Origin of the sequence: Pseudoalteromonas sp. HF66 (assembly GCF_011806445.1) — a bacterium.
Lineage (GTDB): Bacteria > Pseudomonadota > Gammaproteobacteria > Enterobacterales > Alteromonadaceae > Pseudoalteromonas > Pseudoalteromonas apostichopi.
On record NZ_JAATOU010000011.1, the window covers coordinates 102,608 to 123,783 of the forward strand.

23 protein-coding genes and 1 pseudogene are annotated in these 21,176 nt (G+C 35.7%); 20 read left to right on the forward strand and 4 right to left on the reverse strand.

The genetic code is table 11. The features are described from left to right. Positions 1-109: 109 nt before the first annotated feature. From HCZ11_RS12450 to HCZ11_RS12490, 9 genes are all read left to right on the forward strand, one after another. Positions 110-3,196, forward strand: a complete 3,087-nt coding sequence (locus HCZ11_RS12450) for a type 2 lanthipeptide synthetase LanM family protein (protein ID WP_167658551.1) — start codon at positions 110-112, stop codon at positions 3,194-3,196. Between the two features lies 1 nt (position 3,197). Next, positions 3,198-3,614 (forward strand): hypothetical protein, encoded by a 417-nt coding sequence (locus HCZ11_RS12455; protein ID WP_167658552.1) that lies wholly within the window; start codon positions 3,198-3,200, stop codon positions 3,612-3,614. After that, the gene (locus HCZ11_RS19795) at positions 3,611-5,812 is read left to right on the forward strand and encodes a peptidase domain-containing ABC transporter (protein ID WP_167658553.1); all 2,202 of its coding nucleotides are present in this window, start codon (positions 3,611-3,613) and stop codon (positions 5,810-5,812) included. Before HCZ11_RS12455 ends, HCZ11_RS19795 begins: the two co-directional genes overlap by 4 nt. Positions 5,813-6,008: 196 nt before the next feature. Beyond that, complete coding sequence (locus tag HCZ11_RS12465; RefSeq protein WP_167658554.1) at positions 6,009-6,164, forward strand: hypothetical protein; 156 nt, start codon at positions 6,009-6,011, stop codon at positions 6,162-6,164. Between the two features lie 109 nt (positions 6,165-6,273). Next, positions 6,274-6,447 (forward strand): hypothetical protein, encoded by a 174-nt coding sequence (locus HCZ11_RS12470; RefSeq protein WP_167658555.1) that lies wholly within the window; start codon positions 6,274-6,276, stop codon positions 6,445-6,447. Between the two features lie 13 nt (positions 6,448-6,460). Then, on the forward strand, positions 6,461-6,628 hold the full coding sequence (locus HCZ11_RS12475) for a hypothetical protein (protein WP_167658556.1): 168 nt from the start codon (positions 6,461-6,463) through the stop codon (positions 6,626-6,628). A 92-nt stretch (positions 6,629-6,720) separates the two neighbouring features. Next, on the forward strand, positions 6,721-7,989 hold the full coding sequence (locus tag HCZ11_RS12480; protein WP_167658557.1) for an efflux RND transporter periplasmic adaptor subunit: 1,269 nt from the start codon (positions 6,721-6,723) through the stop codon (positions 7,987-7,989). Between the two features lie 8 nt (positions 7,990-7,997). Beyond that, positions 7,998-8,687 carry an ABC transporter ATP-binding protein gene (locus HCZ11_RS12485; protein WP_167658558.1) on the forward strand — a complete coding sequence of 230 codons (690 nt, stop codon included), beginning with the start codon at positions 7,998-8,000 and terminating at the stop codon, positions 8,685-8,687. An 11-nt stretch (positions 8,688-8,698) separates the two neighbouring features. Next, positions 8,699-11,092 (forward strand): ABC transporter permease, encoded by a 2,394-nt coding sequence (locus tag HCZ11_RS12490; protein ID WP_167658559.1) that lies wholly within the window; start codon positions 8,699-8,701, stop codon positions 11,090-11,092. Between the two features lie 310 nt (positions 11,093-11,402). On the opposite strand, the gene HCZ11_RS12495 is transcribed toward HCZ11_RS12490, so the two are convergent. The 4 genes and pseudogenes from HCZ11_RS12495 to HCZ11_RS12510 form a co-directional block, all read right to left on the reverse strand. Then, positions 11,403-12,296 carry an HNH endonuclease gene (locus HCZ11_RS12495; RefSeq protein WP_167658560.1) on the reverse strand — a complete coding sequence of 298 codons (894 nt, stop codon included), beginning with the start codon at positions 12,294-12,296 and terminating at the stop codon, positions 11,403-11,405. Positions 12,297-12,373: 77 nt separating this feature from the next. Further along, positions 12,374-12,664: a hypothetical protein gene (locus HCZ11_RS12500; protein WP_167658561.1), complete on the reverse strand. Its 291-nt coding sequence runs from the start codon at positions 12,662-12,664 to the stop codon at positions 12,374-12,376. A gap of 145 nt (positions 12,665-12,809) precedes the next feature. Next, a pseudogene (locus HCZ11_RS12505) lies at positions 12,810-13,202 on the reverse strand (AAA family ATPase); the annotation flags it as partial. Between the two features lie 52 nt (positions 13,203-13,254). Then, positions 13,255-13,473: a DUF1653 domain-containing protein gene (locus HCZ11_RS12510; RefSeq protein WP_167658573.1), complete on the reverse strand. Its 219-nt coding sequence runs from the start codon at positions 13,471-13,473 to the stop codon at positions 13,255-13,257. Positions 13,474-13,551: 78 nt separating this feature from the next. On the opposite strand from HCZ11_RS12510, the gene HCZ11_RS12515 reads away from it, so the two are divergent. Genes HCZ11_RS12515 through rpoS form a run of 11 tightly spaced genes read left to right on the forward strand, consistent with a single transcriptional unit; the run spans position 13,552 to position 21,128 of the window. Then, a complete protein-coding gene (locus HCZ11_RS12515; protein ID WP_130050694.1) occupies positions 13,552-14,034 on the forward strand; it encodes a DUF2947 domain-containing protein in 483 nt (160 codons plus the stop codon). A 59-nt stretch (positions 14,035-14,093) separates the two neighbouring features. Beyond that, positions 14,094-14,726, forward strand: a complete 633-nt coding sequence (locus HCZ11_RS12520) for a hypothetical protein (RefSeq protein ID WP_130050695.1) — start codon at positions 14,094-14,096, stop codon at positions 14,724-14,726. A 22-nt stretch (positions 14,727-14,748) separates the two neighbouring features. Beyond that, on the forward strand, positions 14,749-15,039 hold the full coding sequence (gene ftsB / locus HCZ11_RS12525) for a cell division protein FtsB (RefSeq protein ID WP_167658562.1): 291 nt from the start codon (positions 14,749-14,751) through the stop codon (positions 15,037-15,039). Then, on the forward strand, positions 15,029-15,730 hold the full coding sequence (gene ispD / locus HCZ11_RS12530) for a 2-C-methyl-D-erythritol 4-phosphate cytidylyltransferase (protein ID WP_130050697.1): 702 nt from the start codon (positions 15,029-15,031) through the stop codon (positions 15,728-15,730). Before ftsB ends, ispD begins: the two co-directional genes overlap by 11 nt. Continuing rightward, complete coding sequence (ispF, locus tag HCZ11_RS12535) at positions 15,727-16,209, forward strand: 2-C-methyl-D-erythritol 2,4-cyclodiphosphate synthase (RefSeq protein ID WP_130050698.1); 483 nt, start codon at positions 15,727-15,729, stop codon at positions 16,207-16,209. The genes ispD and ispF overlap by 4 nt, the downstream gene beginning before the upstream one ends. After that, positions 16,206-17,234 (forward strand): tRNA pseudouridine(13) synthase TruD, encoded by a 1,029-nt coding sequence (truD, locus tag HCZ11_RS12540; RefSeq protein ID WP_167658563.1) that lies wholly within the window; start codon positions 16,206-16,208, stop codon positions 17,232-17,234. The genes ispF and truD overlap by 4 nt, the downstream gene beginning before the upstream one ends. Continuing rightward, on the forward strand, positions 17,235-17,999 hold the full coding sequence (gene surE, locus HCZ11_RS12545) for a 5'/3'-nucleotidase SurE (protein ID WP_130050700.1): 765 nt from the start codon (positions 17,235-17,237) through the stop codon (positions 17,997-17,999). Continuing rightward, on the forward strand, positions 17,989-18,627 hold the full coding sequence (locus tag HCZ11_RS12550) for a protein-L-isoaspartate(D-aspartate) O-methyltransferase (protein WP_054551144.1): 639 nt from the start codon (positions 17,989-17,991) through the stop codon (positions 18,625-18,627). Before surE ends, HCZ11_RS12550 begins: the two co-directional genes overlap by 11 nt. Positions 18,628-18,638: 11 nt before the next feature. Further along, entirely contained in the window at positions 18,639-19,217 is a 579-nt protein-coding gene (locus tag HCZ11_RS12555; RefSeq protein WP_130050701.1) for a YqaA family protein, read from the forward strand. 42 nt (positions 19,218-19,259) lie between these two features. After that, positions 19,260-20,084, forward strand: coding sequence for a peptidoglycan DD-metalloendopeptidase family protein (locus HCZ11_RS12560; RefSeq protein ID WP_130050702.1), 825 nt, complete (start codon positions 19,260-19,262; stop codon positions 20,082-20,084). 60 nt (positions 20,085-20,144) lie between these two features. Continuing rightward, positions 20,145-21,128 (forward strand): RNA polymerase sigma factor RpoS, encoded by a 984-nt coding sequence (rpoS, locus tag HCZ11_RS12565; protein WP_130050703.1) that lies wholly within the window; start codon positions 20,145-20,147, stop codon positions 21,126-21,128. Positions 21,129-21,176: the final 48 nt, after the last annotated feature.

Below are 21,176 nucleotides of genomic sequence, written 5' to 3' on the forward strand. Positions count from 1 at the left end.
ATCTAATGTTAGTTTGTTAAGTATGGGTAAAAAAAAATTAATCAAGTTATTGCATTAAAGATAAATTTGTAATAAGTTGTCACTCATAAAGGAACTGTAGTAGAATATTATGAATTATAAGGGAATTATTTCATCTTCATTGAGTTTTGAAGAGAGATTAGAATTAATAAAAAAGAACGACATTCCTAAGAATGCACCTATAAGCTTACCTAAATTCTTATCAAATAAATCTAGCTTATCTGAATATTCAGAGTTATTAGGAATCACATCAACACAACTTAAATACATGTACTCTGATGAGTTTATAGAATCAATAAACTTAAGCTCTAGGGCTGAATTACTTGAATTTTTTAATTTCAATTATACCTATCAAACTGTATGTGAAGAATTTATTAATAAGCATCAAATTCCAATAGAAACTAGTTATTCTATATTTTTATTTTATGACATAATTTCAATCACTTTAGGAAATATAAAACAACAGTTAAAGCTTTATTGTAACAAAGGTTTCATTTCGGATGTCTACTTAGAAAATAGCTTTCTGCTCGGGGTTAACTCTTCTCTAAAAGATATTGCTTTTGAAACTATAAAGTTTGAAGCAAATCAAGCGATAGATGTAGACTGGATAGATAGTGAGCTTTCTTCTTATTTAAAACTATTATGCGATTCTGAATATAAAGAATACTTTTTTGAAAAGTATCCAGTTCTTTTGATTAAAGCAATAAAAAAAGTTGAGAGTTTTTCAAAGTTTTATTGCAACTTAATATGTAGGGCTGTTGACGATAATAGAGATATTAAAGAACTATTAGATAACTGTATTGATGAACTTGAAATAACTGGTTTAAAGTTTGGTGAGGGAGATAGTCATAACGGCTCATCATCCGTTACAATTGTTGAGTTTAATAAAAAAGAAAAAATTGTTTATAAACCTCGGAATGTAAGTGCCGAGTTTGCTTATCAGGAATTATTAAAATGGATTAGAAAAATTGATTCTAGTTTTGACTTTAAGACATGTAGTGTAATTGAACGTGGTCAATACGGTTGGATGGAATACATTGAGCATGTTGAGTTAAATGAAGACTTAGAGCTTAGGAAATATTATTTCAATTACGGTTATCAACTAGCCTTAGGGCATTTGCTAAGAGCAACAGATTTCCATCATGAAAATCTTATTGCTTGTGGTGAGTTCCCTGTTTTAGTTGACCTTGAAACAATAATTCAGCCACTAGAATATAATAATAATAGTTCAGATAATAGTATTATGGGGCTTAGTTATTTACATAAGTCTTCATATTACACAGCTTTAATAGACTTCGTTAAGTTTTTTGATGCTTTTCACGGACACTCATCCCTTCAGCCTGTATTTTTTACGGAAGATGATAAGTCACTGTTTTATAGTGATAAAAATAAAGGGTTCAGCTCAAATTTAGTCGAGAAGACGGTGCGCACCCACCTGCCCAATGAAAACATTGGTACTGAGGTACTTAGAAAATATAAGGACTCAATAATTAATGGGTTTAAAGAGTGTTATAATCTTTTACTGACACATAAAAGAGAACTTTTATCTTCAAAATTATTAGAATCTATCTTTGACACTTGTGAAGTTCGTGTAGTTCTAAGGTACACAAATACTTATACTCAATTAATAGATGCATTGAACTCACCATACGCACTTAGCCATTTCAAGTATCAGGATGAATATTCATTCAAACTTTTAAAAGCAATAAATGAGTTTCCGAATTATCGGGATATTGCTCTTCGTGAAATTACAGAGTGCTCGCATGGAGATGTCCCATATTTTTCTAATTCTGTATCATCTCAAGATCTAAAACCACACAATGGGGATGAATTTAAAAATATCTTGAAAGATAAAGCGTTAAAAGGGCTTCTTAGAGACTTTTTAAACTTCAATAGACAAGATATGTACAAAGAAATAGATGTCATTAAGTACGCCTTAAGCTTTCCTTTAAAGCAAGAAGTAAACGTAAATATTGAAGAGTCAAAATCAGCACCATGTTTAGCTTTAAAGTTATTTCATGCTATTCATGGAAGAGTTCTAAGTAATATGGAAGAGGCTTTAATTGTTGAACCAGTAACAAGTTTAGATCTCTCAACAAGAATGTCCCCACTTAAAAATGATTTGTATTCAGGTTATTCAGGTATTGCTCTTGCTATGGCTTATGCTGGTATCTTTTTCAATGTTCATTCCTTTACAGAGAAATCAAAAGATATTGTCAACCATATATTGAATACCATAGATGTAAGGTCATCTTATTTCACCGGCGCTTGTGAAGGGCTTGGAGGAATTATCTATATGCTATCTCATGTTGGAACACTTTGGGAAGATTCATATTTTTTAGATATTGCAAAAAGTCTTGCTGAAAAGTTGAATGCGTTAACTTTTCGGGACCGTAACTATGACCTCTTCTTTGGTTCATCAGGTGCTATTCTGTCACTCCTTTCATTGTACTCTACAACAAAAGATAAAGAAGTTCTTCAATTCGCAAAAAATTGTGGGGATCATTTACTTCTTCATAGTGAAGTGAAAGATGGTTTTTTGCAATGGAAAAATAATTCACCAGACGCAAAATATGCAACTACAGGCTTCGCACACGGAGTTGCTGGAATTCTCTATAGTTTACTTAAATTGTATGAGGTTACGGATGAAAATAAATACTTAGCAGCTGTTATAGATGGCGAGAAATATATAAAGAAATGTTACTCGAAAGATTCATTTAATTGGTTTGAGTCATATGACGATGTAGTACTAGGCAAATCAATAGAAGGACAAAACATATGGTGTCATGGAGCTCCTGGTATATCTTTATTTTATTTTGAACTCTATAGAATTACAGGTAGTTTGGAATATAAAGAATTTTTAGATTCATCTCAGCAGATAATTCTAGAATCAATACCGTATGATAATGACTCTTTATGCCATGGTACTTTAGGGAACGTTGAGTTATTAAAAATTCTAAATCAGGAAAATTGTTTATCAAAAATCGATTTTGATGAAATAAAAAAATTAATTTTTGAACACTTGAAAGAAAATTATCCAAGATGTGGTACTTTCGGGCAATTTCACTCAGTTTCTCTATATACAGGCTTCTCTGGAATCGCTTATCAAATATTAAGACTCTACGAAAATAATAATTTACCCTCATTATTAACTTTTGAAGTGCCAAGAGGTAATTAACGTGCTTGATAATAAATTATACAGAAAGAAAGCGTATGAATTTTATTTGAAAGGAGATGCTGGAGCTAATACTATAACGGAAAAAAGATTTCCTTATATAAAGTTAGCTATTTTATTTTTTTCTTCTATGTCGTTTGGTTTTTTTGTTTTGTTGAAAGAGTTAAAATACCCTGTTGAAGTTGATTTTCATTGTGAAAGTAAATTTCTGTCATTTAATGTGGAGGGGAGTGTTGAAGGCAGTGTTGTATATATTAAAAATGGAAATGAAAGACTTTATCTTAATTTGAGAGATAATAGAAACTTTAAAAAAAATAATGAAGTTGAATACTATTACCCCTTACCAGAAAAGTTGGGGAGTTGTGAAAGTTCAAGAGGAATTAAGTTATATAGCTATAATAACTTAGGAGCCATTCTGTGATTATTCAAAGTATTTTAAGAAATATAACTCCTTTTAATATAAGTAACTTCAAGAAAGTACCGTATGTTCAGCAGATGAAAGATTCTGATTGTGGACATGCTTCTCTTGCAATGATACTTCGCTACTATGGATTTAACACTTCGGTTACAGAAGTGTCAAAGGTATGTGAATCATATGGAAGTGGAGTTAGTGTTAAATCAATAGTCAAAGCTGCTTCTGATTATAATTTGGTATGTGAAGTATATAACGCCGAAATTGAACAAATTTTTTCTTTAGAATTCCCAATGATTATTCACTGGAACTTTAATCACTTTGTGGTTTTAGAAAAAATAAAGAATGATAAAGCTGTTATAGTTGATCCAGCCTTAGGCCGCAGAGAGGTTGATTTTGATGAATTTGATAAAGCTTTCACTGGTGTATGTATCACATTAAAGCCTACTGAAAATTTTACTAAGGAAAATAACTACAGTAACGTTGGCTTTAAGACCATCCTAAAATCAGTTTTTTTTAGGAAAGAAAATATTTTAACAATTTTATCTGTAGCATTTTTTGCCATTCTATTACAGGCCGCTGCTATTACCACACCATTACTTTTGCAGTATTCGGTTGACCATGTCATAAACGCAAAGCTTGATAGTGTTATCCCTAGTTTAATGTGGTCAATTTTGTTTTTTATTATAAGTATTTTTTCTATTTCTTATTTTAGGGCTGGCCTGATTGTTAGTGTTCAACAGAAAGTTGATAACCATTTAGTAACAGAGTTCATAAGAAGGCTTTTAGATCTACCTATAGATTATTTCCTACATAGATCTTCGGGTGATATTCAAAGTAGGCTTAACAGCAATACAGTAATTAGAGATGTTATGTCTACAAGTACTGTCACTTCAATTATAGATTCAGCTCTTGCGATAACTTATGCTTCAATGCTTTACTTTATTAGTCCTAAATTTCTAGTAGTTGTTCTAGGGTTGGCAATTCTGCAAATAGCAACATTTACTTTATTATCAAATTCTATAAAAGAAAAAATATCAAGTGAAGTTAAAGTTCAAGCTAAATACCAGTCTTACTTGGTAGAATTAATAAATGGAATAATGACAGTAAAAAGTACAGCAACAGAGAAAAAAGGAGAAGAAAAATTTTTATCACTTTTTAATTCTTATTTAGTCTCTGCAAAAAATAGAAATCTAGCGGAAGGTTTTGTTAGCAGTATTACAGGTACATTGAGGTTAGCATCACCTACAATTGTATTGTTATATAGTGTCCACCTGTATTTTAACGGAGAGTTAAGTCTGGGAGTTTTATTAGCAATAAACTCAATTGCTATGTTGTTTTTAACACCATTGTTAAACATGACAAATTTGATCAGACAAATTCAATTTGCAAGAGTGCATGGAGAAAGGCTTGGGGAGATTTGGTTACACAAAACTGAGTCTGAGTTAACTAATGGTGAAATGCAGCTCAGTAAATTTAGCTGCATGGAAGTAAAAAATATATCCCATTCTTATTTTAGAGATGGTGAATTAGTTTTAAAGGATATTTCCTTTTCTATAAGTAAGGGAGAAAAAGTTGCCATTGTTGGAGCAAGCGGATCTGGAAAAACAACTTTGATGAATCTACTTCTAGGATTCATAAAACCTCAAAGTGGAAGTATTTTAGTCAACGGGTCTGATATATCTACTTACGCTAAAGAGGATATTAGAAAATGTTTTGGAATTGTTCCGCAAAAGAGTTTTTTATTTAATATGAGTGTTAAAGACAATATATCTATAAGCAAACTAGACATGAATGAGCAAGATATTATAAAAGCTGCAAAGATTGCTTGTATTCATAGCGATATAGAAAAAATGCCTATGAAATATGAGTCAATAGTTGGAGAGGGAGGTGATTTGCTTTCTGGAGGGCAAAAACAGCGTTTATGTATTGCAAGAGCTCTAGTTAATAATCCAGATATACTTTTTTTAGATGAAGCAACTAGTAGCTTGGATAGCGAGTCAGAAAAAAATATTTCTAAAAATTTAGAATGTTTAAATAACGCTCAGCTTATTATAGCCCATAGAATGAGTACGGTTGTTAATTGCGATAAAATATTGGTTTTAAACAATGGTGAGCTAGTAAATATTGGGAAGCATTCTGAGCTTTTAGAAAAGTGTAATATCTATAGGAAAATGATTTCGAACCAAAATTTAACAATGAATTAAGGAGGTGAATAAAGCTGTTATATGATTTTTATCGTTTTGATTAGAACTAGCCCCGCTTACAATCTAGTTTATAAACGTTAAAAATTAAAATAGGGGAAAGATTTTAGTAATATGATATTTAACCTTAGGGTTTTAAGTTGCTAAATTTTACGGTCAATATTTTGACAATCATAAATATAAACATAAAGGAAATGTTATGAATAACAAATTTAAGAAGCAATCATCAGCAAGTAAACCAGTTAAGCTTAATGAAGCGTTATTTGAGAATGTTGTTGGTTCTCATTGTGGGATGTCTTGTAAGGTAAGTTGTAAAGTAACTTGTAATATTACTGGTGAAAACAAAATACCATAAAAAATTTAATATTTGCAAATATATTTAAAACAAAAGGATGTTGTTAATTATATAAAATTCATTTCGAAGTTATATTTCATCATTCTTTTACTTAATATGGATAATGAATATGAAAACAAATAAATTTAAAAAACTAAAACAAAGTTCAAAAAGTGAAGCTGTCAATCTTAAAGCTGAGCTTTTTGAAACTGTAGTAGGTGGCCATGGCGACAACTGTCAAAAGACTTGCGCTAGAAGCTGCTATCTCACATGCGAAGTAACTGAAAGTAAATTAATTCCATAAAAGGAGTTTCAAAATGAAAAAAAATAAATTCAAAATTAAGAGTAAAAATGATTTACCTGTTAAGTTAGACGATAAGTTATTTGATAGTGTAATTGGTGCACATGGTGATAATTGCCAAAAAACTTGTGCTAGAAGCTGTTATCTTACTTGCGAGATAACCGATTCAAAACTTCCTAAGTAATATTACTTAATTTAAATAGTTTATGCACTACTTGATGGTTTTCTTGATTGGGTAGTGCATTTTTCATATTGTTTTTATACTTAGGAGTTATGATGGATCGAGTCGTAAAATTAACTTCAAAAGAGAAATATAAAAAAAAAATAAAACTGACTTTGTTTTATTTTATAGTTTTCCTTGGCCTTCCAATAGTTGTTTTTGCATTATCACCTAGCACGGGTACTTACTCAATTAACATCGAAGATCTTGAACTATACACAGTAACTAATAAAAGTGTTGATAGTGCAATTTTACTTAGGGCAGAAGTGACGCCCAAAAAACGTTATTATATTGATGCTAGTACTGGAGGAGTTGTTAAAACGAAGTTTGTTGAAGAGGGTCAGTTAGTTAATAAAGGAGATAAAATAGTAGAATTAAAAAACAGTAGTTTACAATTAGGAGTTATTACCAGAGAGGCGCAAATTACAGAGCAATTAAATAACTTACAAAATACTAAACTTGCAATGGCGCAAGACTCTCTTAACTTACAAAATTTTGATGTGGAATATTCTTACAGAATAAAAATGCTTGAAAGAGATATTAAAAATAAAAAAAAGCTACTATCCAATAAGTTGATTTCTGAAGATGACTATTTAAAAACATCTGATGAGCTAGAATATTATAAGAAAAAGTTAAATCTTAATCGTCTTCGAATTGATGAAACTAAAAAGTTAAGGTTAGTTCAACTAGAGCAATTAGAGAAAAGTACAGAACGATTAAATAATAACTTAAATTTAACAATACAGAGCTTAGATGAGCTAGTGATTAGAGCTCCAGTTACTGGAATTTTAACTACATTTGAATTAAAAGTTGGGGAATCACTAAGTTCTAATGAGAGAGTTGCTCATTTAGATGATCTAACTGCATATAAGTTAGAGTCAAATGTTGATGAGTACTATTTTGGCGATCTAAAGCTTGGCTTAAATGCTAAGACAGAGTTTTTAGGTAAGGAATATAAATTAATACTATCAAAAATTTACCCTAAAATTGAAAATAATCAGGTTAAAGTTGAGTTTACTTTTGAAGATAACTCTTTATTTGAAAACCTTTACAAAGGGCAATCCCTGCCAGTTACACTTAGTTTCTCACAGCCTAAAACTTCATTAGCAATACCAAGAGGTGCTTATGAAAAATATACTGGAGGTAAGTGGCTGTTTGTAATAAATGAAAATGAGCAAGATATAGCTAAAAAAGTAGATGTAATTACAGGTGTCAAGAATAATGATTTTCTTGAAATAAAAAGCGGGATTTCTGCTGGTGATTTAGTAGTTATATCTAGTTATTCTCAATTAGTCGATTATGAGACTATAACAATAAATAGGTAGATTAGATTATGATAGTTATTAAAGGCGCATATAAAAAATTCATTGCAGGTGAAATAGAAACATCTGCCCTTAGTGATATTTCAATAACTATAAATAAAGGTGAGTTTATATCAGTATTAGGTTCTTCAGGTAGTGGAAAGTCTACTTTACTAAATGTTTTAGGTATGTTAGACACACTTAGCTCGGGAAGTTATTTTTTTGATGGAGAATGCGTTTCGACATTCTCTGACAAAAAACTTGCTCAGTTTAGAAGAGAGAAGCTAGGTTTTATTTTCCAAAGCTTTAATTTAATAGATGATCTAACTGTATTTGAAAATATTGAGCTTCCTTTAAAGTATAACTCAGTCCCTAAAGATGAAAGAACAAAGTTAGTAAATTCCGCACTAATAAGAATGGATATCTCCCACAGAGCCAATCACTACCCTCATCAACTATCAGGTGGACAACAACAACGGGTAGCGATTGCAAGGGCTTGTATAACCAATCCGAAAATTATTTTTGCTGATGAGCCTACTGGTAATTTGGATTCAGTAAATAGTAGAGAGGTAATGGAGGTTCTTAAAGAGTTAAATAATGAAGGAGCAACAATTGTTATGGTAACTCACTCAGAAAAACATGCTAAATCTACTTCTCGTGTAATTAGAATAAATGATGGTAAATTAGTTAGTAGTAACTATATGGTTGATCAAGCTATCTAAGGAGGTATTTAGTGAACTATATTTTATACATTTTGGGAAAAGCTAGAAAACATAAGTTAGCTTACTCATTGAACATTCTAGGGCTAATTATAAGTCTAATTTCATGTTTAATTATTTGGCTCTTTGTTGAATATGAATATAGCTTTGATAAATATCAACCTTCTTATTCTGATTCATATCGTGTAGTTAGAGACTTCGGTGGAGAAGGTGTGGCAGTTACACCATATAAACTAAATGAAATTTTTAAGAATGAATTTAATAAATTAATTACAGATGCTACGTCATTCTCTATTTCAAGTAGCTATTGGTCAATTTATGTTGATAATGAAAAGCTGTCAGATATAAATACCGTAGCTGCTGAAGAGAATATTGCCAAATTCTTTGATTTTGAGATACTTTATGGTGAAAGTTTCACGGCACTAAATAATTCAAATAGTGTTTTTATATCTGATAAAATAGCATTAAGAATATTTGGTCATAGCAATGCTGTTGGAAAAAAAATATTTCTTAACAATAGTGAATTAATGGTCATTTCTGGAGTTTTTAAATCCCCCCCATCTAACACTCATACAGACTTTGAAGTTATTTTTTCAATGAATAAGTTAAGAGAGCTGTTACCTTCTCTTTTTGAAAGGTATAACGCCAATTTCTTTTACACATACTTAAAAGTTAAAAGTAGCAACTCAATAAAAAGTTTAGAAAGCAAATCTACTGAAAGATACCAGTCAAGTACAGGAACTCAAGTTTCATTAAAACTTCAGCCAATCACCGATATTCATCTTAATTCTGATTATCAAGTAGAAATTAAGAAAGGGGGGTCTATATTAGCTGTAAAATTGGCAATAATATTAGGGTTGTCATTACTTATCTTATCGTGCTTTAACTTCGTAAATTTATATACTGCGCTATCAACTTATCGGTTAAGAGAAATAGGTATTCGAAGAGTTCTTGGTGCATCAAATGGAAGGATTTTTTTTGAAATAATTACAGAGTCAGTTGTTTATATATTTATTTCAATTATATTTTCATTATTATTTGTATATTTTATAATTCCAATTTCAACAAATTATTTTGATAAGTATTTGTATCAAAGCTTTACTTTTTTTGATGTTTTAAAGGTTTTATCATTTACTATAATTGTCGGCCTTATTACTGGTGCATACCCAGCTTATGCTCTATCAAATTTTTCGATAACTAGCATTATTAAAGGTGAACTAACCAAGAGCAAAGCTTCCGCTAATTTTAGGAAATCTCTAGTTGTAATTCAAAGTACAGTATGTATCGGGACTTCTATTATTGCATTACTATTCTCATCTCAAATGTCATTTTTAAAAAATATAGATATAGGCTTCGATAAGAATAACATAATTGTATTTCCTGAGCTCAAACTAAATAATTTAAATACTAGCTATGAATCCTTCAGAAATAGAGTTCTATCTGTAGACGGTGTAGAAAGTTTAAGTTTTGGTGAGCAGGTTCCTTCAATGGAATTTAATATGTTGCCTAGTGTCTACCTTTCACATCGCTCTGAATATATTCATGAGATAGGGATGGTTGGCGTCCACTATGATTTTTCAAAAGTACTTGATTTGAAAATAATTTCAGGTCGGACTTTTTCTGATAAATTCCAGGGTGATTACCATCATTTTAATAGTGAATTAGAGCGCTTTGAAGGTGGGGTACTAATTAGTAAATCAGCCGCACTGATAGCGGGCTGGAAGAACCCAACAGATGCTATCGGTCAATCTTGGGAATGGGGAGAAACGAAAGCTAAAGTTGTGGGTGTTTTCAAAGATATTAATTTTACAGGTATAAATGAATCCTCTAAACCAATGTTTCTTGCATTAGGTGCTTTTGATCTGAATAAAGAGTTTATGATACTAAAATTCAAAGATGCTAACTCTCTATCTAATGGGTACTCATCAATTCAAGAAGTGTTTAGAGATAGTTTTTATTTTAAAAATGTTAATCTCAAAACTCTAGACTCAATGCTCTTAAATGCTCTGGATGCAGAATATAAACAACTTCAAATATTGATGATTTTAAGTATCTTTATGATAGTCGTTTCTTCTTTAGGGCTTATAGGCTTAACATTTTTTTCTTGCGAGAGAGCAAAGTCGGATGTAGCCATGAGAAAAGTTCTTGGTGCAGAACCTATATCAATTGTGATGCTTGAGGCCAAAAAGTTTATTTTACCAACTATTTTAGCCTTATTTCTTGCGTGGCCGATTTCTTATTTCTTAGGTAACCTTTGGTTATCGAACTATAGTTCTCAAGTGAAATTTAGTATATTCACAATGTTAACCCCTACCGTAGCAATAGTTTTACTATTTTTTATGATTATAGGCTTAATTACATATAAGTACTCGGCTCAAAAACCGCTAGATTCAATTAAAAGGGACTAACTTTTTAATAAGAAACTCAACTATAATAGGTCAGCTAGATTCACTGACCTTTTCTTCATGAAAAGCTGCCTCTGCAATCAGTTCATACCAAACATTAAATAATGCTAGCTTATCATTCAAATATATATGACAAGACCAGAATTAACCAGTGGAATTGAAATTTACTTTTTATAATTTTAATCAATGTGTAAACTCATAGAAAAAATACTCAGTCGATCTTTAACTTTCCTTTATACAACTGCTTTCACCTATTAATAATTAGTTATAGTTTAATAAGAATAAGCACCACTTAAAAATGAAAATGATGGAGCTAACAGTCAGATTTAATCAAAAATTGACTGTAATGCTTAGCCATATAATTTTCAAATCGCTCCCGGTGTAAATTACTTAACCTGTCGGTACATAACTCGTAGTCAGCCTCTATTCCCAGGCCTTTTAATGTGGATGGGTCAATCTTAGACGTTAGTTTCAAAATGAATTTTGAGCCTTGTTTAACAAAAGTTAGTAAGTGCGCGTCAAAAAGTTTATCAATATGGGCACATAACAATATCCCGTTTGCACCATCAAGCCGCTGTTCATTACTGTTGCATTTCGACCAAGGAACTATATGCGATGCGATCAGCATTTCACGAATATTCGTAAGGGTCAGAGCACAACTTTCACCGTTACCCCAAGCGTCTATAACATTTTGCCTAAACTTACCTTGACCGATGCGAGCTAAAATCATACTTTCCCGCTCAGTCTTCTCAACTATTGTGTCGAATATGTTGGTTACGTCTTGAGCAACGTTCGAAGGCGCTTTTCTAGAAATTTGAACATCATGATTACCAACAGCGTAATAATCTCCATTTAAAACCTCAAGGGACATATCTGAGACAACTGCAATGTAATCTTTTATCTTTGCCCTTGTTGTTCCTGTTTTTTTGTCATATTCCTCTCCCAATATCATAGGGAATGTCTTTAACGCATAACCCTCATTTTCAACGAGTCTAATGTACTCTATAGCTTCTCCATAAGCTTTTTGCTTTCGCCCTGATTCATTTCGCTCCCAGTCAGTAGACATTATTAACGCCCTGTCAGGTTCGGTATGAACATCCCAGGCACCGAAAATAACTACCTTATCGGCATGATTTACAAAAGCCCATCCATAGCGATCGTTTCGATTCGTGGCTCCGTGAGATTCCATAAATTTTTTTCGAGACATCGTTTTCTCATTCATTATTTGGTTAACTATTGTGGGGTATTCATAGGTGCCAATCCATACTTCTTATATAATTTACCCTATACATCAGCAATTATTTTGTCACATTCTTTCACGACATATTCGGGAATTAAGTCAAACTGAGTAGGGTTTAACTGAAAAATAAACTCATTCTCAATATGGTAAGTTTCGTTAATGAACTTTCGAATTACTGAGTTTCTGATTCCATCAATGTCTGATAGGATTCTGGTTAACTGGAGCTTTTCGTAGCCATTAGTGCTTGCATGGTATAAGCCTTTTATATGTTCGCCATCATTAAACATGGCCACTAGAACATCATACTCACTGGCAAGAACAGTTATAATTCGCATATTTCATTTATACCTGCATTGAGAACATCTGCGTGCATCAATTGATTTTCACCTTCACCAGGCTCTATTCTGTTATCTACAGGCTGAAGACGCTTTTTAAATATATTAGAAAGCACCTGATATGCATCACCTAAGTATAGAATTAGTCGTTTGGAAATTCGATATCGGCTTTGTCGATTTCATCAATCAATAGCACTGGGCGTTTATTATGTTGCTCTCCATAGGTAAAGGCTTGCCATAATTTGCCTTTTACAATGTAGTTGCTGATATCGTGCACACGCTCATCACCTAACTGACTGTCGCGCAGGCGTGATACCGCATCATATTCATAAAGGCCTTGCTGCGCTTTAGTGGTTGATTTGATGTGCCATTGAATCAGCGTGGTGTCTAAGCTTTTCGCAAGCTCTTCCGCCAGCATGGTCTTGCCTGTGCCTGGCTCACCTTTTATAAGCAGGGGTTTTTCGAGCAAGATTGCTGCGTTAACCGCTTGTTTTAATGAGTTACTGGCAATGTAGTTATCGGTTGAATTAAAAAGCACGATGTCACCTTATCTGGTCTGAGCAGTGATTAATAACGTCATGATGCCACAGTTAGACGACGTCTGAAAGGTATGCAAAACGCGGTACAGTTTTCCCCTCTACAATGACTGTTTCTGTAAACATACTGAGCGGGCGTGCCCACATACCAAATTCTCCGTATAGCGCTTGGTAAATTACCAGTGGCTCATTGCTTTCGCTATGAGTAGCAACATATTCAACTTTATATTTTGGGCCTTTGTAATGTTGGTAAATACCAGGTTTGATTGTCATGTGTTTATCTCGCATCTTGGAGTCATTTGGGTATAATTGCAGTTTGCACATTATACGCTGAAACAAACTGCCTAAACTATGAATTATATTTCGTTAGATGAATACAAAAAAGCCTGGGTTTTCCGTCATAAAGATATGCCTATAAGCAACGAAGACGCAGCGCAAATTAAACCTATGAGTGCTGAACGCGCTGCGGTTTTATGGACCACTATGGTAAGCCGTGAGCATGACCACCCGGACTTTTTTGATAAAACAGATTGGTGTGGCAAAGAAGACAGCTTTTCAGAAACCATTAACTGGGAAAATGCGTGGGAAGCTGGTGATGAGCAGTTACCAGAAGAGATCCTTAACCACTTAGCGTGGGAAGCAAACACCACTGTGTATTTTTGTATGGCTCGCGACAATATTATTGAAACCAGCTTTGCGGTTTTTAAACGTTGTTGGCAAAACTTTATGTTTTTAGCTGATGGTAGTTTGTTATTAGGTAAAAAGCGTGATGCAGTGGTGCAGTTTTTAGAAACTGGCAACGCAAAATTGGGTAAAAAAGGCGCAGTAAAGTAGCGCTCAATAAACGCTCTATGCTATAAAACATTCAAGCATTTGTTTTATAAGAGCGCGCATTGTCTAAACCAACTTCACAGAGCGAACACTCGCAACAAGCCGAAATTTGGCAGACTGATGCCGATCGTGCTTTGTATGCGCAGTTATGCAACGCATTTTATGCTCGTGAGATCCCACGTTTGGTTGATGAACCAGATGCTGCAAGGCTAAAACGCTTATTAGCAAGCTTGCCCTACTACATAGAGCGTTTGGCTATGCGTATTGTGAGTGGTGATGCGCCATTGCAGCTAGATTCACAAAACGGTAGTTGGCTTGAAAAACAAAAAACAACGCCGCCAGTTTATAATAAAAAAGACTCAGAAGAGTTTTATAGTCACCATGCTAAGCGCGGGTTAATTGTTCCCGTGCTAATTAATGACGAACAATGTACTACGGTGCGCATAGACAGCTTAGATCAAGTAAGCGACAATAAGGTACATTGCAACGAGCTTGGTTGGTTTGATAATTCAGGTGAATCGTTAGAGCACACACATGTACACCTGTTAAAGCCTGCAAAAGCGGTGATGGCAGCTGCGTGCTGTGGCCATCAATGGCAATTTAATAAACGCACTACACCTAAGCGTTTGTCATTAAGAGAAATGCTACTTGCAAGCAATATAAATTGGCGTAATTTAAAACGCCCTTTGACTTAATTTAACCGCGAAGGAGTGTTCAATGCGGGTTTTTCAATTCGCCTTGTTATGTTTGGCTTTATTTATTCAGTATCGCTTATGGTTTGGCCATAATGGAGTGCAAGATTACACTCGTTTAAAACAGGCGGTTACCTCTCATCAAGACACTAATGCAAAATTATTAAAGCGCAACAAGGTCCTCAAAGCCGATATTCAAGATTTAAAACTCGGTCAAGAGGGAATCGAAGAGCGAGCGCGCAATGAATTAGGAATGATTAAACCTGGCGAAACCTTTATTCGTGTATTACCAGGTCAACAGCAAAATGAACACTAAGCAAATTATAACCGCCATTGTTCCCGCTGCGGGAGTAGGGAGTCGAATGCAGCATTCGGCGCCAAAACAGTATATTGAACTTGCGGGTAAGACTATTTTAGAACATACCCTGAGTAAGCTTGCCGAACTGAACGATTTACATACTATTAAAGTAGCAATCAGCGATGATGATGGCTATTTTGCTGATTTACCTCATATTGATAAGCGTATTGAACGCGTTTCAGGTGGCAAAGAGCGCGCTGATTCTGTGCTAAATGCCTTAGTATCACTTGCCGACAACCCGCCAGATTGGGTGCTTGTTCACGATGCAGCAAGACCATTAGTGTGTTTGGCTGATATTCAGCGTTTAATAACTGAATGTATAAAAGATAATGAAGGCGGTATTTTAGCGTCAAAAGTAAAAGACACCATCAAGCGCGGCCATTCGCACAGTGAGCAAACGGTGCCACGTGATGATTTATGGCTGGCTTTAACCCCTCAATTTTTCCCTTATCAGGCGCTGACAGATGCGCTATCACAAGCTCTTAAAAGTGGTGTGACTATCACCGATGAGGCATCGGCAATTGAATGGGCTAAGCAGCCTGTTAAGCTGGTTGTTGGTCGTAGTGATAATATTAAAATCACCACCCCAGAAGATTTAGATTTAGCAACATTTTTACTGCAAAAACAACAAAACGAGAGTACCTCATGATTCGAATTGGCCATGGCTTTGATGTACACAAATTTGGCGGCGAAGGACCGCTGGTAATTTGTGGTGAAAAAATAGATTATCCGCAAGGTTTCTTAGCTCATTCAGACGGTGATGTAGCAATCCACGCATTATGTGATGCCATTTTAGGTGCATTAGCAATGGGTGATATTGGCAAGCATTTCCCTGATACCGCCAGCGAATACGAAAATATTGATAGCCGAATTTTGCTACGCCACGTGGTTGGTCTTGCTAAAGAGCAAGGTTACGTACTTGGCAATGCCGATGTCACGATTGTTGCTCAAGCGCCAAAAATGTTGCCGCATATTCAAGCTATGCGTGAAAACTTATGCCAAGACCTTGAAGCTGATATTTCTCAAGTAAATGTGAAGGCAACAACCACAGAAAAGTTAGGGTTTGAAGGCCGTAAAGAAGGTATCTCTAGCCACGCTGTAGTGATTATGAGCAAACAAAACGCATGAGTGAGTTAAACTACTTATACGGTAAACCCCTTTCTAAGGCTGATTTTAAAACCCACGCCGAAGACTTCATGGTTGATGAAGATTTAGGTATTGAGTTTACAGGCTCTGGTGAGCATGTTTGCTTACAGGTTGTAAAAAAAGGCGAAAATACTCAGTTTGTTGCTAAACGCATTGCCGAAAAAGCTGGCGTATCCCCACGTGATGTAAGTTATGCGGGTTTAAAAGACCGCCATGGTGTGTGTACACAATGGTTTAGTGTGCCAGTACCGATTAAAAAGCACATTGAATTTAGTGAGTTAAATAACGAGCAGTTTTTTGTTGTATCGCAACAGCGTCATAATCGTAAGCTTCGAACCGGCTGCCATAAAGGCAATCGCTTTAGCATTACTTTACGAAATGTGACTGAGCCACTGGATATTTTGTGTCGTATTAATGCGGTGCGCGCAGGGGTGCCTAATTACTTTGGTGAGCAGCGCTTTGGTCATGGTGGCCACAACCTTGAAATGGCAAAGCGAATGTTTGCTGGAGAGCGTATCCGTGATAAAAAATTGCGTGGTTTAGTTATTTCAGCTGCACGCTCTTATGTCTTTAATGAAATAGTAAGCAAGCGTGTTGCCGAGCATGGCCTTGCTAAAACAATGCACCGCGAAGTGTTTATGCTTAGCGGAAGTAATGCGTTTTTTGAAGACAATATAAGTGATGACAATATAGCGCGTTTAGCGTCTGGCGATATTATGATGTCGGCCCCTATGGTTGGTAAAGGCGAAAAGGGTTTGACCAAGACCGAAAAAATGTGGCTCGAACCTTATCAATCTTGGATAGATGGGCTAAGCGAGTTAGGCCTTAAGAACGAACGTAGAATGTTACGTCTTATTCCAGACTCATTGGCAGTTGAAACCATTGACGAAAGCACTTTAAAGTTAAGTTTTGGTTTGCCAAAAGGTTGTTTTGCTACAGCCTTGTTAAGAGAGCTGGTGGAGTATCAAGACGCTAGCCCTAAAGAACAAAAACAAAAGGATGCGTAAATGAAAATCTTACTAAGCAATGATGATGGCGTGCATGCTAAAGGGATTGCGGTTTTGTATCATGCGTTAACGCAAATTGCTGATGTGACCTTAGTGGCTCCAGATCGCAATTGTAGTGGCGCAAGTAATTCATTAACGCTAATGAATCCATTGCGTGCAACCACGCTTGATAATGGCTTTATTTCGATTAATGGCACGCCGACTGACTGTGTGCATTTAGGGGTTAATGAATTAGTTGAACAGCAGCCAGATCTAGTTGTAGCCGGTATAAACCACGGTGCAAATTTAGGTGATGATACCTTGTATTCAGGTACTGTTGCAGCTGCTACCGAAGGACGCCATCTAGGACTACCTGCTATTGCTGTTTCGTTATGCTCTAAAGAAGGAAATCATTTTGAGACTGCTGCGGCCGTTGCTGTAAGCATTATTAAAGAGTTGGCTTCGCACCCATTACCGAAAGATCAAATCATCAACTTAAACGTGCCAGATATTCCGCTAACTGAGCTAAAAGGCGTAAAGGTAACCCGTTTAGGTTCGCGCCATAAAGCTGAAACCATGACTAAACAACAAGATCCATGGGGTCGTGATATTTATTGGTATGGGACTTTAGGTGCTGAAAGTGATGCTGGTGAAGGTACTGATTTTTACGCCATTAATAATGGTTTCGCATCAGTCACACCTCTCAGTGTTGATATGACGGCGAAAGAAAGCTTACAAGCCGTTGATAGCTGGTTAGCAAATATGGAGATTAATAGTGCTGACTAATTATAATCGCAGCGCACTCGCATTAGCTGAATTATTAAAACGCGAGGGTGTAGAAGATAGCACTGTGCTTGAAGCGATTGCCTCGACACCCAGACATATTTTCATCGATGATGTTTTACAGCACAAAGCTTATCAGAATACCGCATTGCCAATTGGTCAAGGACAAACGATTTCGCAGCCCTATATTGTGGCGCGCATGACAGAATTACTTCGCTTAGCTGGGGTACGTGACAAAGTGCTTGAAATTGGTACTGGGTCCGGCTATCAAACCGCAATACTGGCAAAAACCTTTACTAAAGTGTGCTCGGTGGAGCGTATCAAAGCACTGCAATGGCAAGCAAAGCGCCGTTTACACAAGCTTGATTTATACAATGTCACCATGAAACACGGAGACGGTTGGCAGGGCTGGCAGTCACAAGCACCTTTTGAAGGAATTATTGTTACAGCTGCAGCTGCCACTATGCCGCAAGGGCTACTTGCACAACTTGCTGATGGGGGCGTTATGATTGCTCCTATTGGTGAGCAAGATCAGCAATTAATGATGGTCGTTAGAAATGGCGACACATTTACAGAACATAAAGTTGCACCAGTACGATTTGTACCTTTGGTACCTGGTGATATTGAATAGGACGTTAAACTTTGAAGTTGTTTACTAAGTTATATGATATGGCGCTTATATGGGCTAAACACCGCCATGCAGAGCGCTATTTAGCAGGGATGAGCTTTGCTGAATCCGTTTTTTTTCCGGTGCCGCCGGATGTCATGCTAGCGCCTATGTCGCTAGCCCAACCAGATAAAGCGTGGCGCTTTGCCAGCTTTACCACCATAGCTTCTGTAATCGGTGGTATTTTAGGTTACTTACTTGGTTTTTGGTTATTTGAACCTGTGGTTGAACCACTCATCACACAAATGGGTTGGCAAGCTAAATTTGATACTGCATTAAGCTGGTTCGAAAACTATGGTGTATGGGTTGTTTTCTTAGCGGGCTTTTCACCTATACCTTATAAGGTTTTCACCATAGGTGCAGGCTTGATGCAAATGGCATTCTTGCCGTTTTTAATTGCCTCGACAATAGGCCGTGGTGCACGCTTCTTCTTAGTGTCGGCTTTAATGAAGTGGGGGGGTGTTAAAATGGAACAAAAATTACGTCAATATGTTGAAGCGCTTGGCTGGGGATTAGTTGTTTTAGTAGTGGTTGCGTACTTTTTACTGCGATAACCCGCAAAACCATTAAATTAGTACGATAAGGAGCATTTTACGATGAGCAGGCAGTTAACAGTCTATGTTACTTTGTTTCTTAGTATTTTGCTCTTTGGTTGTACTTCTCGCGAAGCACCGGCGCCTGTCAGTAGTTTAGATAATAAAGTTAAACCAGCCACTCGCAAAGTAAATATCTCTGGCTCAAAATATGTAGTCAAAAAGGGAGATACTTTGTACTCAATTGCCTTCAGCGCTCAGCAAGATTTTCGCACTCTTGCAAAAATAAACGATATTCCAGCACCTTATACTATCTTCCCGGGGCAGAGAGTGCTGCTTAAAAAATCGGCACAAAAACCAAAAAAGACGAAAAAATATACGAATTTGAGTAAAAAGTCTACTGTTTATACACAAAAAAATAACAAAAAATTAAAGAAAGAGCTTGATCAGCCAAAACAACGAGAGTATGTTCAGAAACAAGCCAACAAAATAATTAGTGATAAAAACAGTAATTCTAATGCAAAAGTTGTATGGAGCTGGCCTGCAAAAGGTAAAGTAACACAACGATTCTCTAATAAAGAGAATGGCTTTAAAGGATTACAAATTACTAATAAACAAGGGGCTTCTGTTTTAGCTGCTGCACATGGAACTGTGGTATACGCGGGCAACGCATTGAGGGGGTATGGTAATTTAATTATTCTGAAACATAATGATGATTACCTAAGTGCTTATGCGCACAATTCAAAGTTGCTTGTAAAGGAAAAACAGGAAGTAAAGGCGGGGCAGAAAATAGCAGAAATGGGCAGTTCAGACTCTTCGGTTACGGCTTTGAGATTTGAAATTCGTTATCGGGGTCAAGCAGTCAATCCTGCTAAGTATCTACCTTAGCCATTTAGGGTATTGATAAAGTGATTTAGCTCAATCACATATTTGCTCGGGAGGACGCTTATGGGTCACACAGCAAAACTTGAGAAAAAAACTGACACGATTGACGATAAATTTGAAGACACGGTAGTCGAAGAAGAATCTTCTGAATTATTAGAAGAAGTCGACAACGAAGATGAAATTTTTGCAAAAGAAGAAGTTGCCAAAAATCTAGATGCTACACAACTGTATCTAGGTGAGATTGGTTTTTCTCCGCTGCTAAGTGCAGAAGAAGAAGTCTATTTTGCTCGAAAAGCACTGAAAGGCTGCGAAGCCTCTCGCAAGCGAATGATCGAAAGTAATTTACGTTTAGTGGTAAAAATTGCCCGCCGCTACAACAACCGTGGCCTTGCGCTACTTGACCTTATCGAAGAAGGTAATTTAGGCCTTATCAGAGCCGTTGAGAAATTTGACCCTGAACGAGGATTCCGTTTTTCAACTTACGCTACTTGGTGGATACGTCAAACCATTGAACGTGCCATCATGAACCAAACACGTACGATTCGATTACCTATTCATGTGGTAAAAGAGCTTAATGTTTATTTAAGAACTGCCCGTGAATTGACGCAAAAACTTGATCATGAACCAACCGCAGAAGAAATTGCAGAGTGCTTAGATAAGCCGGTTGAAGATGTTACTAAGATGCTGCGTTTGAATGAAAAAATCACCTCTGTAGACACACCTATTGGTGGTGAAAATGACAAAGCGCTATTAGATATAATCGCCGATGAAAAAGACTATGGTCCTGAGGGCGAAGTACAAAACAACGACATTAATAAACACATTGTTGATTGGCTTGGGGAATTAAATCCAAAACAACGTGAAGTACTTGCTCGTCGTTTTGGTTTGCTAGGCTACGAGCCATCAACACTTGAAGATGTTGGTCGTGAAATTGGTTTAACACGTGAACGAGTTAGACAAATTCAAGTGGAAGCATTACGTCGCTTAAAAGATATTTTGCAACACGAAGGCTTAAGCACAGACAGCCTATTCGATCAATTCACCTAATTTGACAACAATGTATACCTGATCAAGGGTATTAGGCCTTTGGGTCTA

Bases quoted from the DNA above. Each gene is read 5' to 3' on its own strand.
- HCZ11_RS12470 (WP_167658555.1), top strand. From the start codon at position 6,274: ATGAAAACAAATAAATTTAAAAAACTAAAACAAAGTTCAAAAAGTGAA.
- rpoS (WP_130050703.1), top strand. From the start codon at position 20,145: ATGGGTCACACAGCAAAACTTGAGAAAAAAACTGACACGATTGACGAT.
- HCZ11_RS12515 (WP_130050694.1), top strand. From the start codon at position 13,552: ATGAATTATATTTCGTTAGATGAATACAAAAAAGCCTGGGTTTTCCGT.
- truD (WP_167658563.1), top strand. From the start codon at position 16,206: ATGAGTGAGTTAAACTACTTATACGGTAAACCCCTTTCTAAGGCTGAT.
- HCZ11_RS12475 (WP_167658556.1), top strand. From the start codon at position 6,461: ATGAAAAAAAATAAATTCAAAATTAAGAGTAAAAATGATTTACCTGTT.
- HCZ11_RS12485 (WP_167658558.1), top strand. From the start codon at position 7,998: ATGATAGTTATTAAAGGCGCATATAAAAAATTCATTGCAGGTGAAATA.
- HCZ11_RS12510 (WP_167658573.1), bottom strand. From the start codon at position 13,473: ATGACAATCAAACCTGGTATTTACCAACATTACAAAGGCCCAAAATAT.
- ftsB (WP_167658562.1), top strand. From the start codon at position 14,749: ATGCGGGTTTTTCAATTCGCCTTGTTATGTTTGGCTTTATTTATTCAG.
- HCZ11_RS12480 (WP_167658557.1), top strand. From the start codon at position 6,721: ATGGATCGAGTCGTAAAATTAACTTCAAAAGAGAAATATAAAAAAAAA.
- HCZ11_RS12560 (WP_130050702.1), top strand. From the start codon at position 19,260: ATGAGCAGGCAGTTAACAGTCTATGTTACTTTGTTTCTTAGTATTTTG.
- surE (WP_130050700.1), top strand. From the start codon at position 17,235: ATGAAAATCTTACTAAGCAATGATGATGGCGTGCATGCTAAAGGGATT.
- HCZ11_RS12465 (WP_167658554.1), top strand. From the start codon at position 6,009: ATGAATAACAAATTTAAGAAGCAATCATCAGCAAGTAAACCAGTTAAG.
- HCZ11_RS12495 (WP_167658560.1), bottom strand. From the start codon at position 12,296: ATGTCTCGAAAAAAATTTATGGAATCTCACGGAGCCACGAATCGAAAC.
- ispF (WP_130050698.1), top strand. From the start codon at position 15,727: ATGATTCGAATTGGCCATGGCTTTGATGTACACAAATTTGGCGGCGAA.
- HCZ11_RS12500 (WP_167658561.1), bottom strand. From the start codon at position 12,664: ATGCGAATTATAACTGTTCTTGCCAGTGAGTATGATGTTCTAGTGGCC.
- HCZ11_RS12450 (WP_167658551.1), top strand. From the start codon at position 110: ATGAATTATAAGGGAATTATTTCATCTTCATTGAGTTTTGAAGAGAGA.
- ispD (WP_130050697.1), top strand. From the start codon at position 15,029: ATGAACACTAAGCAAATTATAACCGCCATTGTTCCCGCTGCGGGAGTA.